Source organism: Psychrobacter sp. ASPA161_6 (assembly GCF_051970285.1).
Taxonomy (GTDB): Bacteria; Pseudomonadota; Gammaproteobacteria; order Pseudomonadales; family Moraxellaceae; genus Psychrobacter; species Psychrobacter glaciei.
The window spans coordinates 346,077-361,763 of sequence record NZ_JBEFNJ010000003.1; the positions used below are offsets into that span (position 1 = coordinate 346,077).

Here is a 15,687-nt window from a genome sequence, read left to right on the forward strand (position 1 = left end):
TATCGCTCAATCATCTGGCTGACGGTTTAGCACTGATCATTCTTTATCGATCGTTTGATATTTTATAACTTAATGTCTTCAGCTTTAGGGCCTTTATTACTCGGGTTTTCTATTGCACTGACAGTAGCATCACCACTGTCGCGATTGCCTATCTCTTGATTGCTAGAGTGCTCAATTTGGGTACTGGCTATTGGATTATCAAAACGCTGTTGCAAATAGCGATTGGTTGCGAGCAATTTTTGTCCATCTTGGTGATATGAGGCATTGAGCAAATCATCAAACTGAGTATTAATGGTACTTAGTACGTCTAGCAACGCCTCTTTTCCAGTGACATTAGAATGCTTAATCTTAGTGGTATCAGCAAGCGCCCCATCCCCCACATCTAAGTCATGCAAGCGTCGATAGTCAGCTACCGCTAGCGGAATGTGCCTGTCCATCAAGTTTTGAATCATAATATAGGTTTCGTTGATTGTGTCTTTATCATCTATCTTGCCATCATTATTGGTATCGCCATAAATGACACGTAGCTTTTCGCCTTTTCCATTGATTTGGTCAAGGGCTGTTTTGACTTCGATGGGTAAGCTTTTTTCAGGAATATAACCCAACTGCGGCATCGCTTTATATTCAAGCATTTTGGGCGCGGTCACTTTTTTGATACCACGATATCCTAGATATAACCCAGCTGCTGGTAGCATCCCGTATAAAACAAACATCACTAACATCGCCGTTACTTGGGTCATAGGATTGTCCTCATTATTCATCGTGGTTATTATTGTTCTAGATAGCCTCTAATCTCTAATCTCTAAACTCTAAACTCTAATCTCTAAACTCTAAACTCTAAACTCTAAACTCTAAACTCTAAACTCTAAACTCTAAACTCTAAACTCTAAACTCTAAACTCTAAACTCTAAACTCTAAACTCTATGAGATTAAACAAAAAAATAAGGCTTTATTAAAGCCCCATATTGTTATGTATTTAACTGCTCATAGCTGATAATTAATAACAGTCATTAAAATAAATACACATTAGCTTTTCGTACGGCTTTTGACATAACGGTGCGTTGAGGCAAGACGATTCATAACCGTTTGATGCAACTCGTCCAATAACTCATCAAGCTCATAATCAATTTCTAAAAACAAATCAGTCAGCATGTCGCCTGCCGTCATTTTTCCCTGCATCATCGTGTTTTTGGTGCGATGTGGACTAAAACGTTGCAATTGCTCATAATGATGTAGTGCTTCTGGAATGCTCTCTGACACCAGCTTGTCGATGACAAACTGACGCTCGTTATGTTGCTGCTGTTGCTGCTCGTTGAGCTCACTGCTCCACTCACGGTAACGCTTGAGCTTGCCGTTAATTCGATCTAGTATCGCAACAGCTTCTATAGGCATAGCATTTAGGGTGGCCTCATCAACCACATCAATAAGCTCAGTCATAATCGGACAGCGTCCATGTTTGAGATACCATAGGGTATCGGGGTCGAAAGGCGGTCTATTGGTCGGGCGCATTGCCGCACGATTGGACAAATAGCGATCGGTCAGTGGCGTTGCCGTACGAATATCATTGACTTGCGATAAGGCTTCACAAATACGATCAGCACGCTCGGGAGGAGTCAATGGCAGGCGTTTACTAATGGCAGTTTCATCACTAGCACTGTCTTCATTGTGAATAATATTATCAGCAGGACTGGCATCATCTTCTGCATTAGGAGCGATAGCGCCTTGCTGAACATGTTTGGCAGCTCGCGTTGGCAAATCATCTTGAGCTTGCCCAAATGACTGTAACATTCTTGTCAAACTTACGACCATGTTCTGCTCTGCCCCTTGCCCATTTACTGATTGCATTCGACCACTCAATCCCTTATCTTAACAGTTTTTTGTCACGCTGCCAGTAAGCAAACGTCAACGTTTTGGTCTTTAACATTGAGTAAATGGTTATGAATGCACCCGATTATATTTCTGGTTTTTTGCTGGGATTATCGCTCATTATCGCGATTGGTTCACAGAATGCCTTTGTGCTTAAACAAGGACTCAAACGCGAGCACATCTTTTTTATCTGTCTCTTCTGTGCGGTCAGCGATGCGTTTTTAATCTCTGCAGGTGTTGCGGGCTTTGGCGCGGTGACCGCTCAGTATCCGCAAGTCGTCAACATTGCCAAAATTGCAGGCGTCATATTTTTGCTGGGCTATGGATTCCAAAGCTTGTATGCCAGTGTACGCCTATCCCATGCGCTGACTGTCGACGGACAAGTTGTGACCAGTTTAAAAAAGGCGCTATTGCTCTGCTTTGGCTTTACTTGGCTCAACCCACATGTCTATCTAGATACCTTGGTGCTCGTTGGCATGGTTTCAACTGGCGCTAGTAGTAAACTGGCCTTTGCGGTTGGGGCTGTCAGTGCCTCATTCTTTTTCTTCTTTGCATTAGGCTATAGCGCACGCTTACTCAGACCTCTGTTTGCCAAGCCAAAAGCGTGGAATATACTTGATGCCTTGGTGGGTATATTGATGTTTTACTTGGCTTGGCATCTATACCAAAGTTAGAAAACAGCTATAGTCAATCCACTATAAAAGCGTTACAGCGTTAACCTCGCTTGAGGTATTAAATATACATCTACACTTGGTTGCCTTGTACCACTTTTAAATTGAACCGACTATAGTCAAATTCATATAAATGTACAGTCAAAATCAAAAAACCCAAACACATTCTATAAACGTGTTTGGGTTTTTTTAGGCTCAACAAAAGCTATGTTCAGAAAGGCTATTATATTAAGTTAGGAAATAACGTACGCAATCCATTGACGATAATTTCAATAGAAACTGCAGCCAATAACATACCCATGATTCGGCTCATGATATTAAGCCCAGTATCACCCAATAAACGGCTAATACGACCTGCCGCCATCAATGCCAAATAGCAAAAAAGACTGATTAAAAAGCCTGCAACGATAACCGCAGAAACACGCAATATGCCTGAAACTTGAGAAGAATAAATAATGACCGTAGAAATACCACCCGGCCCAATCATCATAGGAATAGCCAGTGGTACTACTGCTGATGCGGTACTTGGTAGTGCATGTTTATCGTATTCAACATCGAAATTTTCTTGATCAGGCTTAGCGGGGTTACCATCGCCATTCATCATGTTCAAGGCAATCAAAAATACCAATATACCGCCTGCCAGCTGGAACGAGCCAATAGAGATACCAAGTGCCTTTAGAAGTACCTCGCCTGCTACAGTAAAAAAGCTGATGGTGATAAAAATAGTCAAGCAGGCAATACGTGCTACTTTACGTCGATCAATCATCGAGTAGCCGCGCGTCAAGTCCAAGAACAGCGTCAAAGCTGCAAAAGGATTAATCAAAACCACAAAGGCTAAGATGATTTTAATAATTTCAGTATCCACTGAGCGCTCGCTTATCTATCGGTAAAACTTGGGCAAAAAGATAAGGCCATCGTGCGAGTGCAACGATGACCAATAGGCGGTTAGCAGTGACATTGTAGCATAGGCAGATAAGCTAATAAAATCATTAACTTTGCTTAACATTCTGATATAAGCGCATTAGCGGCAATAGCTGATTACCATAGGTCGCTCAGCAACTTTTAACGGATAAATAATCGTATCAATAGTCGCCAATAGAAACGGCTCGTTACGCCGTTATAGTCGATACTAAATAGAATAGATACACGACATTATAATGCGTGACTGGTATAAATTTTTCTTGCTTGCTGTGCCTACAGCAGACAGAGGCTACAAAAAATTTATACCAGTCACACTGTCTATTTTTTATATTGAACTGACTATATAAAATCAAACGCTACGCACTAAAATCCAGACCGATATCTAGCGCAGTGGTACTATGCGTTAAATAACCCATCGCGATAAAATCAACACCCGTTTTTGCGACCGCTTGCACAGTCTCAGGGGTAATACCACCAGAGGCTTCCGTCTTGGCGCGACCTTTACACATGGCCACTGCTTGCGACAATATTTCAGGCGCCATATTGTCTAATAATACCAAGCTCACACCAGCGTCCAAAGCCTGCTCTAGTTGTGCTAGCGTATCGACTTCCACTTCAATCGGAATGAGATGACCCGCGAAATTTTGTGCTTGCTTGATAGCTGTTTTAATATCGCCTGCAATAGCAATATGATTGTCTTTGATCAAAATTGCATCATCTAAACCCAAACGATGATTGCGACCACCGCCGCAGCGCACCGCGTATTTTTGCACGATACGTAAACCGGGAATGGTCTTGCGCGTACAGGTAATTTGCGCGGGATAATCCGCCACAGTATCGACAATCTTCTGTGTCGCCGTCGCAATACCACTCAAATGCGTCATGAAATTCAATGCCGTACGCTCTGCCGTTAATAGATGACGTGCATTACCGCGTACGATAGCCAATACTGTATCTGCATCAACCTTCTCACCATCGATGACCTGAGCGATAAACTCTATCTGCGCATCAACCAAAGCAAAAGACAGACGCGCCAAATCCATACCACAGATCACGCCTGCTTGGCGCGCTTTAATCTGGAGCTGCGCCTGCATATCGGCGGGAATGGTGGCTTGCGAAGTCACATCTCCGCGTCGACCCAAGTCTTCGGTGAGGGCAGCCTCAACCAAGGGCTTAAGCAATACTTCATCCAACGCTGGCTCTCGTTCAACTGTCATCTTTAACCCTTATATAAGTATGCTATGAATATAAATTCGATTGATTTAAACTCAAAATGAGCATAAATATAGCGCAAAGTTAGCCTTCCCGCAAGGATAGGTCGGTATTTTATGTGTTTAGGGCGTGCCCTCAATCTGAACGAAAGCGCCTAAATGGGCTAAAAATGGCTAAATCTTGCCAAACTGCGTCAAATAGCTGGTCAATATCATGATATTATCTGTGCTATTTTTCTTGTTTGGCTGCAATTTATCTCATTTTTATCACCATTTTCAAAATGAGGACACGCCCTAGTCAACGTTTATAAACACAGCATATGACAGAAATATCGTAGGAATAATCTGACAACTATTTGTTTCGTTTGGGCAATTTACTGTCCATTAGCAAGCTTTGTAGCTCAATATCGTGGCGGAAGCGATAGAGCTTGGCAGGTCGACCGCGCTGAGCGCTACTACTCTCTCCTGTCTCCATTACTAAGTTTTGTGAATCAAGCAAACGGCGAAAATTCTGCTTATGCAAACGCACTCCTGATAAGGCCTCGACGCTTTGCTGCAACTGTGACAAGGTAAAAACATCTGGCATCAAACCAAAAATAAGCGGTCTGTATTCAATCTTGGCACGCAGCCTCGAAATAGCCGTCGCAATCACGCGTCGATGATCATAATACATCGGTACGCCTATACGTTGTGACCAATCGTCTGGCAGGATGACGGCTTGATAAGTTGGCGGGTAATTGGGCGCTTCGGGTATCAGCCCCCCTTCATACAGCATCTCATAGCGGAGCAGTACGTGCTCTGCGATCCACTCCCTACTTTCATGAGCATGGTCGCTAACCAATTCTTTGTCTGTCAGTTCGCCACCTGCTAAAAACGTCTCACTCAGTCCCCAGCATAAGCCAATACGTTGGCGTCGACGCTGTTGCACAATCAAGTCTTCGGCAGTATTTGCCCACTCCAACAACACAGGCACGATAAAATCTGTGATGATACTGGGCATACCATCTAAGTGATTTTCCCACGGGAAATAATCATACCAATCTCGCCACAGTGCCTCGCTTTGTAGCTCTTGCATCTGCGTCTCTTGCACCAAACCCAAATAGCTCACATAAACCAGCGCATGACCATCGATATTACGTCTATTGGTATCAACAAAGGTATATAACTGCTCCAGATAGCCAAGCGGTTGCTGCGTCTGCTCCTCCACCCATTGACGCACGCCTGCTTGCAAAGAGCGATGCAACGGCATCAAAGGACCATTGGGCAGCAGCTTGCCTTGATCCACTGTTAATACACGGGCTGTGTGGTCAGTGATGGCGACTAGCACCGCAACCACTTCAGTGGTGCCACTTCCCTGTTGATGCGCATGTGAATAAGACAAAGTCATAGTTTTGGCGACAATCCTTTAAATGTAGTCATTGAATAATAAGTTCATAAAATGCGGCTTTGATACTGTAGATGAGTATAACGTGAATCCCAGACTATCATAGCCTGCCGTTGTAATTCTACAAAACTAAAACTGCGGCTTATTCAACGACTTTACGGTCTGATGAGTTAAAAAATGAGTACTTTCATCGAGCCAGTTATAAAAAAACACTTGTATTTATGCTCAAAATGAGCATAATTAAAACATCTTATTCATTAGCAATATTCAATTGACTTATTTTTAGCGGCATATTACTTGTCGCTACTGTATAAAAGGTTTGCCTTTATGAAAACTTATCCTTACGACGCACCTGTCATGAGTACGGACAATCGCATCGCCACTCAAATGAACATCGAATATGCCAAAGCTAAAATGCCAGCAGACTTGCCGCGCGCTGAACGCATCGTGGTTGAAGAAAACATCAAGAAGCTATTAAAAGAGCATAATGCGGTATTGGTCGCCCATTATTATGTCGATCCCTTTATTCAGGATTTGGCATTGGCAACGGGCGGTTGTGTGGGCGATTCGCTAGAAATGGCACGCTTTGGGCAAGCACACAGTGCACAGACATTGGTGGTCGCTGGCGTACGCTTTATGGGCGAGTCGGCAAAGATACTGAGTATGGAGAAGACAGTACTGATGCCAGATCTAGAAGCCGAGTGTTCGCTTGATTTGGGCTGCCCTGCTGACGAGTTTTCCGCATTTTGTGATGCTCATCCTGAGCGTACCGTCGTGGTTTATGCCAATACTAGCGCTGCCGTCAAAGCCCGTGCTGACTGGGTGGTGACGTCATCCGTTGGCATCGATATCATTCGCCATTTGCATAATAATGGTGAAAAAATCATTTGGGGCCCTGATCGCCATTTGGGTAAATATATCGCCAAAGAGACTGACGCAGATATGCTGCTTTGGCAAGGCTCGTGCCTCGTACATAATGAATTTAAAGCGACCGAACTGCTGCAATTAAAAGAGGAGCATCCAAACGCCAAAGTATTGGTGCATCCTGAATCGCCTGATAGCGTGGTGGCACTCGCCGATGTGGTCGGCTCTACTAGCAAATTGTTGCAATCAACTTATGAGATGGATGCCGATACCTTTATCGTCGCCACCGACTTAGGTATCTTGCATGAAATGCAAAAGCGCTCGCCAAATAAACGTTTCTTAGCAGCGCCTACTGCTGGTGAAAGCGCAAGCTGTAAGAGCTGTGCCTTTTGTCCATGGATGGCGATGAACGGCTTAAAAGGTATCGAGCAATGCCTAACCAATCAGAGCGGTGAAGTTTTGATGACGCCTGATCTGGCAGTCGCGGCCAAAAAGCCATTGCAACGTATGCTTGATTTTGCCGAATCACAAAAACAACGAGTGGCAGCCAGTGGCAATATTGTTAAAGACCGCGAGCTGTTCGCCAATGTCGGAGCAGCCTAATATGAATGCGGTGTCTACAGCGGAAACACTAATTGCTGATAATTTTGATGGAGCGGTACAAACCGATGTCCTAATTATCGGTGCAGGATTGGCAGGGCTAAGCACGGCTCTAGCATTACCAACATCGCTGAATATTACCGTATTGAGCAAAGCTGCCTTGGAAATTTGTTCAAGCCATTATGCCCAAGGTGGTATTGCTGCCAGCCTAGATAAAAATGACTCTGTCGCTGACCATATCGCTGATACGCTAATTGCGGGCGCAGGATTATGCGAAGCTGACAATACCAGTAGCATTTTAAGTGCTGGACAGCAGGCCGTTCAATGGCTGTGTGAGCAAGGTGTGCCTTTTACCCAGATACAGCAAGATGATAATGTAAAATCTTTCACTGAACTACAGACTGCTAACTTACATTTAACCAAAGAAGGTGGTCATGGCTGTCGCCGTGTGGCTCATGCAGATGACGCGACTGGTCGACACATTATGGAAGCCTTGACCATAAAGGCTCAATCTGCTGCCAATATCACTATTTTGCCTTATCATGAAGCGCTGAGCCTTTTAACAAACAGTGATAATCAGTGCCAAGGGGCGCAAGTTTTTGATCATATTAGTCAACAACAACTGACTTTTTATAGTCGCGCAGTCGTACTGGCTAGTGGTGGCTTGGGTCAGTTATTTAAGCGTGCCAGTGCGCCCAACGTCTGTGTTGGTGATGGCGTGATGATGGCATGGCAAGCAGGCTGCCGCTTAGCGAATTTAGAGTTTATTCAATTCCATCCGACTGGTTTGGCGTTAGATGACAGTAGCTTTTTGATATCGGAAGCCCTACGCGGTGAAGGTGGCCGTCTGACCTGTCCACAAACCGGTGCGCGCTTTATGTTGGACATTGACGAGCGTGCAGAACTGGCACCACGCGATATCGTCGCTCGTGCCATTGCTGAGCAGATTAGTACGAATGGACTTGGCTACGTAAACCTTGATGTCAGTCATCTGCCAGAACAGTTTTTACGAGAGCACTTCCCGCAAATTTATCAAACGTTATTAGAGCTTGGCATCGATATGACTACTGGCCCAATTCCGGTCGCCCCTACCGCTCATTATAGCTGCGGCGGTGTAGTCACATCTGTCAATGGTATGACCGATGTGGCAGGTCTCTATGCCGCTGGCGAAGTTGCCTATACAGGTTTGCATGGTGCGAATCGCTTGGCGAGTAATTCACTTTTGGAGTGCGTGGTAGTTGGGCGCAATATCGCTGCTGACTTACCGCGCTATTTAAAAGACGTGACTGAGCTTAGTCAAGCGACATATTTTGATAAAGTAAATCAATCAGCCCTTGGCATTTGGACGCCACCAACGCTTAAAGATACTCAGCCCATTACTCTGCCACCGTCTACTGACTATAAAAGCAATACTCATCATAACGTCAATATAGATGCGGACATAGCTGGGATAACCGCCAAACTAAAAGTTTTGATGACTGCTCATATGGGTATCACTCGCAGCGCTGGGCAATTAGCACAAGCATTGCTACAAATAGAAAATTGGCAGCAGCAGCTTGGATGCCTCAAGTCTAATTCAACCAATATCAGTAGTAAGAGCGATACAACTACCCTTGCCAGCTTGGCATACTTTCAATTAGCACGACAATTACAACTAGCGACATTGATTATTCAGTCGGCTTATCAGCGTTATGAGAGTCGCGGTGGTCATTATCGTCAAGACTATCCACATCTAGCAACCACACCTCGAACGAGTGTGATTGCGCCATTACCAAAGCAGCAAGAAGGTAGCATTGATTGGTTGATTCAGCCTATAATCAGTGACACAGAGGTTGGAACAGCATACAGTTGCTAACGTCTAACAGCGATTGAAGATTGTTATTCTAGCCATGAAAAACGATAAATTGCCGTTCTTTATTGACCCCAAAGTGCTTAAAATATGGCTACTGATACGCTGTTTGTGATCGGACTTATGATGGTCGTCAGTTTGACGTGGGCCTTGCTTGCCCTACCTCGCTTGCGTAAGCGCCTGCCAAAAATTTATCTGATTGCACGCTCGTGGTGGCTGATGTTAGCGGCGCTTTGCGCGTGTTATGTTATCGCTAAGATAACGGATAATAGCCAACCCTCACAGCCTCCTACCTACCCCTACCAGTGGATGCTCATCGCTTTTTTCGTCTTAATTGGTTTGCGTGGTAGCTATGAGATCAAACGCTTATGGTGTCTGCGCAACAAAGCTGTGCTGATTAACAAGCTCCAAGCGCGCGGTTTACAAGCAAATACTCAGCCTTTTAGCAAAACTCCTAACCATTCTACTCAAGCTTACACACGTTTAAATCTATTAGACCTAGTCTTTAGTTTTGCTTTTATCGCACTGATTGTCAGTCTCATTGCCTTACAACAATTAATCTGGCAACGCGAGCAGTATGGCGTTTTATTTTTTGTATTATTCTCCAGTCAATTTAATGATATTGCCCAGTATTTATGTGGACAATTGCTTGGTCGCAAGCTGTTTAAGCGCGGTCTTGCCCCAACCATTAGCCCTAATAAAAGTATCGAAGGCGCTATTTTCGGCAGTATGCTAGCGGCGCTATTGGCAACGCTATTGGGCATTTGGCTCACGCCTTTTAGTTGGTGGATTTGCTTATTAGCCGCTTATGGCTTAGCGGTCAGTGGTATTGCTGGAGATTTATTAGAGTCCGCCTTTAAGCGTCAGCACGGGGTAAAAGACACGGGTACGATGCTCGCTGGACATGGCGGCGTATTAGATAGAGTGGATAGCTTGCTGATTGGCGTGCCGCTATTTACCTTGTTTTATTGGCTGCTCGGCTAAGTTGTTATATAGTCGATTCAATTTAAAAGTAGTACAAGGCAACCGAGTGTAGATGTATATGTGATACTTCAAGCGAGGTTAACGCTGTAATACTTTTATAGTGGAATGACTATAGTCGATCCACTTTTAAAAGATACAGTGCTACTGGGGTTAGTTATTCGCAGTCTCTGTCGGCGTAGGCACAGCAAGCAAGAAAAATTGATACCAGTAGCACGTTATAATAGTTGTATTTCTTTTATTTAGGACTAACTATATCCAGTAGGTTTATCCAATCTACTGCGCAATATCCAGTTAAGCACAGGCTTAGGTAAATGATTGAGCGCGCGAGTGATATAGCGCATGGAGCGTGGAAAGATTGCCAGCTCCATATCATCATCAATCGCTTGCATGATATGGTCAATTGCTGTTTGAGTCGTCATTATAAAGGGCTTATGGCCAGCATCGCCGTCATTCAAATCGCGTAAGGCTTGGGTATCAATATAGCCTGAGGCAATACAATTCACTTGGATATCATAAGGTGCAAGTGCAAGTCGATAAGCGCTGGCAGTCGCAATCATGGCACGTTTGCTTTTGGCGTAAAGGCTGGCATAAGGATAATCCATAGTACCGGCGATAGACGCGATACAAATCAAGCTGAGTCTGTTATTTTCGTTGAAATCTGATGAACAACTTTGGCGCTTTAACTGCTCACTTGCCCACCTAAAAACCTGCTCAAATGCTTGCAAATTAATCGCGAGCATTTGATCGCTATCCGCTTGACTCAGATCGTGGTTGCGCTCGTTGGTGTAACTACCCGCGCTATAAATCACTCTTTGAAAGCTGATATCTGACAAGCTCTCTAACAACGTCAGTGTTTGCACACTATCCATCAAATCACAGCAATAAGTGACAAGATTAGGATACTGACTATTGATATTATCTATCTTCTCCATACTATGACCAACCACGCTCACTTGCCAGCCAAGCGCCTGATGATGCAGCGCCAACGCCAAGCCAAGTCCACTCGTACCGCCAAAAACGATAAGATGCGATGGCTTATGAGTGGAATTAGATTGTGTGATGTTTTTCATTTGTGCGTTCATAGACCCTGCTGCTGTATATAGTCAGTCGTACGCTGATAGCCATATTGCCATTGCGCCTGCATTTGCTGCACAAAACCGTCATAGTCACTGTGAATAAGCTCAACTGTCATTTGTCTGATATTAAAACGCTTTTGTACATGCTGTCCTGCCAACTGTTGTCCATTATCCGCAAAGGGTAACCAATGCAATTGACGGCTATTTCTTTCTGACTTCACAAGTGATGACGTTTCCATTGGCTGATAACCATGCACCTGTGCCAAACGCTCATTGGGGTCAAAACCAAAAACGCGCTGAATCGCTGGCGAAGCAAGATAAGTATCGTATCCTGCCTTGGTCTCTGCAAATACAGTCTGCCCTAGCTGACATGCTAGCTCGATCGGCGTAAGATTAATCACCCCGCTTAAGCACCACCCCAAATCGTCTATAGGCGTTGGCGGTAGATAATACATATCTGCCATGGATGCCCGAACCGCTGAATTAAATTCCCACTGCTTTACGACATTTACTGACTGATGAATACGCCTATCGGCAAACGTATGCGCAGGTGAATTAAGTATTTCATCAAAATGCTCTGATACTGCCAAACGCGGTGGCGCAAATAACAACTCTTGTAGTTTAAACTCATTGTGGACAGATTTATCAGCAGTAGGCGCTTGATACAGTCGACTAGCGATGATGGCTATCTCTGGCGCGGCGGTATTAAACGAATTATTATTCTGCTTGGGATAAAAACGAGACAACTCGTCAAGCCATTGCCCCTCGTTATCTATCCGAAACATCGCTAACTGCTGCAGCTCATCTAATAGTCGTTTGTAGCTGTCTGCTTGCTGCTGTTTTTGGCGGTTGGACAGCTGCCGTGACAAGCGCCAGCGTTTAAGCGCCTGAGTCATATAACGTATTTTTAGTCGCCTATTGGCTTCGTCTGGCGCGACATGTCTGATTGCAGTAATGACACGATACAACTCACGGCTGCACATCAGCTCCTGCAAATCCTTGGGGTCAGGCGCTAAATTGACTAAATAAGCCGACAGACTACCACCGCAAGTGCCGACGATGATATCTGGTGTCAAATCATGGGCAACCAATGCCGCATAACTGCCCAAATAATAACCAAAACGCGAGCCACCTCCGGAGAAAAGCTGGATGCGCTCATAAGGCTTGGCATGCGTATTATTCATGATTGGTTGAGGCGACTTTAATTGCCAATGACACGGTAAAGATACCAAAGCGATCGATACGCATGGCGACTTTCTTAAAGCCAGCATTCTCAACCAATTGATCCATTTCCGCTTGTGAGCGACAGCGCATCACCCAACTGCTACCACGATGATTGTTTAAGGTTTTACTAATAAATTCTTGCTCAGGATGCCAAGGCTGATTGGTATAAAGTAAATAACCATCAGATTTTAAACTGTCATAAATACCCGCCAATGCCGTCGCTGGTAGCGTATTGTCAGAAAACAATTCAAACACGCCAGAGGCAATGGCGATATCGAATTTTTTATCATCAAAACCTTTAGCATCGCCACTTCCCTTCTGCACATGAGAATAACTGGCAGGGTCAAACGCATCTTTTTGACAAGTAAGGACTCGATCAGCAATCTCTAAATGTTCCGCCTTTGCCTGTAATGCTTGGATATTGTGCTGCTCATAATCGCGTAGCTCAGCGTGCAAGTTGGTAAACTCTGTTAATAAATCAAAGGCATAAAAACCATGTCCACTAGCAATATCGAGTAGTTTCGGCTGAAATAACTCAGTGCTGTTTTGCTTAGCTTGGTTTTGACTAACTTGGTTTTGCTTTCCAGACTTAATATCTGCTAAAGCTTCACGTGCCAGCTCTAATATATGTTCGCGGCGGATACGAATCCCTTGCCAACCAATATTGCTTAAGTAAAACTTATCGACCGCCTGACCAAATTTATTCTGACCACTAGGCTGATTATAATACACGTGATCGAGCGAATGCCCCGAATCAAATCCATGCTCCAGTCCTGTGGCAATCGCGTCACTGACATGACCAAATTTTTGCATGGCAAATCGAGTGATGGCAAAGCTTGGGTTAAAGGGTTTAATCGCTAAACGGTCAACCTTATCTTTACTGGCACTATTAAGATGAGCGGCGCTTAAATCAGGCGCTTTGACGTTCTTACTGAATACCTGCTCAGCGAACTCGATACAATCCGCGAAGATATCTGCCTTATTGGTCTCATGAAAGATCGCATGATAACTGTCTGGATATAGTTGCCAGCGTTTGTCAGTGGTATTAAGGGCCTCATAAAAATCGCGCTCTGCCTGCTTATCGACTACATAATCCTTACCGGCACATAATATAAAGGTTGGCACGGTGATAGCACCCGCATCATCGAGCAAGCGTTGACCCGTTGCATGCGTATCGATGAGTAAGTCGGTCGAGATGCTATTCGATATCAGCGGATCGGCATTATAAGCTTGCTGTGCGTCTTTATCATGCGTTAAGACTTGCGCCTTGACGTAGCTGCTCACGCGTGACATCAGACCAAGCGCGCGAGCTACCTTTAGCGATGGTATGGCAAATGGCATGTACAAACGAATACTCAACGCTGGCGTACCCAATATCATTCCGCGAATACTGGGGGCGTAATCATGTACCCATGCTGCTGCGAGTACCGCGCCGATACTGCTGGCGACGATTAATGTATCCTCAATAGCAATGCCCGTTTGCCCGATGATCAATTGTACAAAGCCGTCTAGATCGCGCTCAAGCTCGGTGACGCTTTCAGCATGATCCTTGATACCACCTGAGCGCCCATTACCACGCGCATCCCAAGCAAATACTTGATAGCCCGCTTTTGCAAATTGTTCCCCAAGTTCTGCTAAGCGTCCAGAATGTTCGTGACCACGATGTAACAGAATGACTTGGCGCTGTTGTGTGTGTTGCTGACTGGCTTTTTTTATACCCTCTAAAGGCATCGTCAACCAATAGCGATAATAGATTGCCGTGCCATCATACGCGTTGTAGCAACTTTCACCGCTAACAACTTCGGACGATAATAAATTAAGGTCATCGCTAACCTTGTTTGGGGCAGCTTTGGCAGTGGTAGACTGGGGATTTTTGGAAATAGCAGGCATTATCTTTGACTCCAAAATGGAAGTTTTAGCAGCAAAATTTGATAAAGGGGCATTTAATGAAGGGAAATTTGATGAAGGAGCATTTAATAAGAGAGAGTTCGATGAAAAGGTATTGGGAGATAGCGTATCAGGTTGATCAATAATCGCTTGGCAATCGATAGATAATATAGATTGATACGATGATTCTGCTATTGATTCAATATTGTCTAAGCGGTTTGAGCGTAACACAGGTGGTTTACGCATCAAATATAAGTCTGCCATATAACGCAGTCGATTGAGACAAGTTTTTAGTAGCAGCGCCTCTGTCAGTATAAATAATTGCCCTACTCTGATATGAAATAACGCGGGCGGTACTTTACTTGCCATAAAAGTGCCAAGCACACCGAGCACAAAAGCACGATCGCTTTTACCCAAAGGCCCTTGATTCGCCCGAACATTTAAGCTTTTATTACTAATTATCGCTAGCAATTCAGTGCCGATACTAAGCACGATTAGACCGACAATATGTGGTTGATGAATTGATATACGGTTTGGTAAATTGACTGCCGAATCTTGCCAATTAGCATTCGCAACATGCGGAGCAAGACTTGCGATAAGCGCCGTATCAGCCACAATATCGCCCACCTCATTGAGCACTTCACCAATCTTAGAGGCTTGCCCATGCTCGCGCGCCATCATGCCATCGATAGCATTGAGCGCCATGCGTACAAACAATGATGAAGGCAATAAAAGCCATAATTCATGCTTCTCAGTTGCAGGCTTGGCAATCACATAAGCCGTACCAAGGCTCAATAAGATGGCTGATACCGTCACTTGGTTAGCGTTAACCTTTTGCTCGACCAATGCATCGCTAATTGGGCGCAATTGATCTTGAAACTGAGATTTGAGCTGATAGAGCGACATAAGGCGAGCCAAATATATTCAGTCCTTTAATGTAGCAACAAAAGTTGGTTAGGTAAATACTTAAGTATTGCTGTTAGCTGTATTATCATGCATAAAACCCTATCCTACCATCTCGCTACAAAGGTGCTCACCTTATAAGCCAACATTTAATAGTTAAACAGTCAGTTTTCACAAGGAATCTTAGTCGCTCATGTCAGTATTAATCGCTTGATATGCTACAATCCTCAGCTTCTTAGAAATACCT

At 44.4% G+C, this 15,687-nt stretch carries 12 protein-coding genes; 4 read left to right on the forward strand and 8 right to left on the reverse strand.

What is annotated here, in order from left to right; translation table 11 throughout:
- Positions 1–62: 62 nt before the first annotated feature.
- Positions 63–740 (reverse strand): hypothetical protein, encoded by a 678-nt coding sequence (locus ACTQ9T_RS10705; protein WP_440465034.1) that lies wholly within the window; start codon positions 738–740, stop codon positions 63–65.
- 286 nt (positions 741–1,026) lie between these two features.
- Positions 1,027–1,845: a hypothetical protein gene (locus tag ACTQ9T_RS10710; RefSeq protein WP_227679650.1), complete on the reverse strand. Its 819-nt coding sequence runs from the start codon at positions 1,843–1,845 to the stop codon at positions 1,027–1,029.
- A 92-nt stretch (positions 1,846–1,937) separates the two neighbouring features.
- On the opposite strand from ACTQ9T_RS10710, the gene ACTQ9T_RS10715 reads away from it, so the two are divergent.
- Positions 1,938–2,540: a LysE/ArgO family amino acid transporter gene (locus ACTQ9T_RS10715; protein ID WP_194620306.1), complete on the forward strand. Its 603-nt coding sequence runs from the start codon at positions 1,938–1,940 to the stop codon at positions 2,538–2,540.
- Between the two features lie 220 nt (positions 2,541–2,760).
- On the opposite strand, the gene ACTQ9T_RS10720 is transcribed toward ACTQ9T_RS10715, so the two are convergent.
- The 3 genes from ACTQ9T_RS10720 to ACTQ9T_RS10730 form a co-directional block, all read right to left on the reverse strand.
- A complete protein-coding gene (locus tag ACTQ9T_RS10720) occupies positions 2,761–3,402 on the reverse strand; it encodes a MarC family protein (RefSeq protein WP_194620308.1) in 642 nt (213 codons plus the stop codon).
- 412 nt (positions 3,403–3,814) lie between these two features.
- Complete coding sequence (gene nadC / locus ACTQ9T_RS10725; protein WP_440465035.1) at positions 3,815–4,675, reverse strand: carboxylating nicotinate-nucleotide diphosphorylase; 861 nt, start codon at positions 4,673–4,675, stop codon at positions 3,815–3,817.
- A 346-nt stretch (positions 4,676–5,021) separates the two neighbouring features.
- Positions 5,022–6,056 carry an NUDIX hydrolase gene (locus ACTQ9T_RS10730; RefSeq protein WP_440465036.1) on the reverse strand — a complete coding sequence of 345 codons (1,035 nt, stop codon included), beginning with the start codon at positions 6,054–6,056 and terminating at the stop codon, positions 5,022–5,024.
- Positions 6,057–6,380: 324 nt separating this feature from the next.
- On the opposite strand from ACTQ9T_RS10730, the gene nadA reads away from it, so the two are divergent.
- From nadA to ACTQ9T_RS10745, 3 genes are all read left to right on the forward strand, one after another.
- Positions 6,381–7,520, forward strand: a complete 1,140-nt coding sequence (gene nadA / locus ACTQ9T_RS10735; RefSeq protein ID WP_440465037.1) for a quinolinate synthase NadA — start codon at positions 6,381–6,383, stop codon at positions 7,518–7,520.
- A 1-nt stretch (position 7,521) separates the two neighbouring features.
- Entirely contained in the window at positions 7,522–9,372 is a 1,851-nt protein-coding gene (gene nadB, locus ACTQ9T_RS10740) for an L-aspartate oxidase (protein ID WP_440465038.1), read from the forward strand.
- A gap of 84 nt (positions 9,373–9,456) precedes the next feature.
- Positions 9,457–10,350 (forward strand): phosphatidate cytidylyltransferase, encoded by an 894-nt coding sequence (locus ACTQ9T_RS10745; RefSeq protein ID WP_440465039.1) that lies wholly within the window; start codon positions 9,457–9,459, stop codon positions 10,348–10,350.
- Positions 10,351–10,595: 245 nt separating this feature from the next.
- Here ACTQ9T_RS10745 and ACTQ9T_RS10750 read toward each other — a convergent pair whose 3' ends face one another.
- From ACTQ9T_RS10750 to ACTQ9T_RS10760, 3 genes are read right to left on the reverse strand one after another with little or no spacing between them, the layout of a single operon-like run.
- Positions 10,596–11,432, reverse strand: coding sequence for an SDR family NAD(P)-dependent oxidoreductase (locus tag ACTQ9T_RS10750; RefSeq protein ID WP_440465040.1), 837 nt, complete (start codon positions 11,430–11,432; stop codon positions 10,596–10,598).
- Positions 11,429–12,610 (reverse strand): patatin-like phospholipase family protein, encoded by a 1,182-nt coding sequence (locus ACTQ9T_RS10755; RefSeq protein ID WP_440465041.1) that lies wholly within the window; start codon positions 12,608–12,610, stop codon positions 11,429–11,431. The genes ACTQ9T_RS10750 and ACTQ9T_RS10755 overlap by 4 nt, the downstream gene beginning before the upstream one ends.
- On the reverse strand, positions 12,603–15,455 hold the full coding sequence (locus ACTQ9T_RS10760) for an alpha/beta fold hydrolase (protein WP_440465042.1): 2,853 nt from the start codon (positions 15,453–15,455) through the stop codon (positions 12,603–12,605). The genes ACTQ9T_RS10755 and ACTQ9T_RS10760 overlap by 8 nt, the downstream gene beginning before the upstream one ends.
- Between the last annotated feature and the right edge of the window lie 232 nt (positions 15,456–15,687).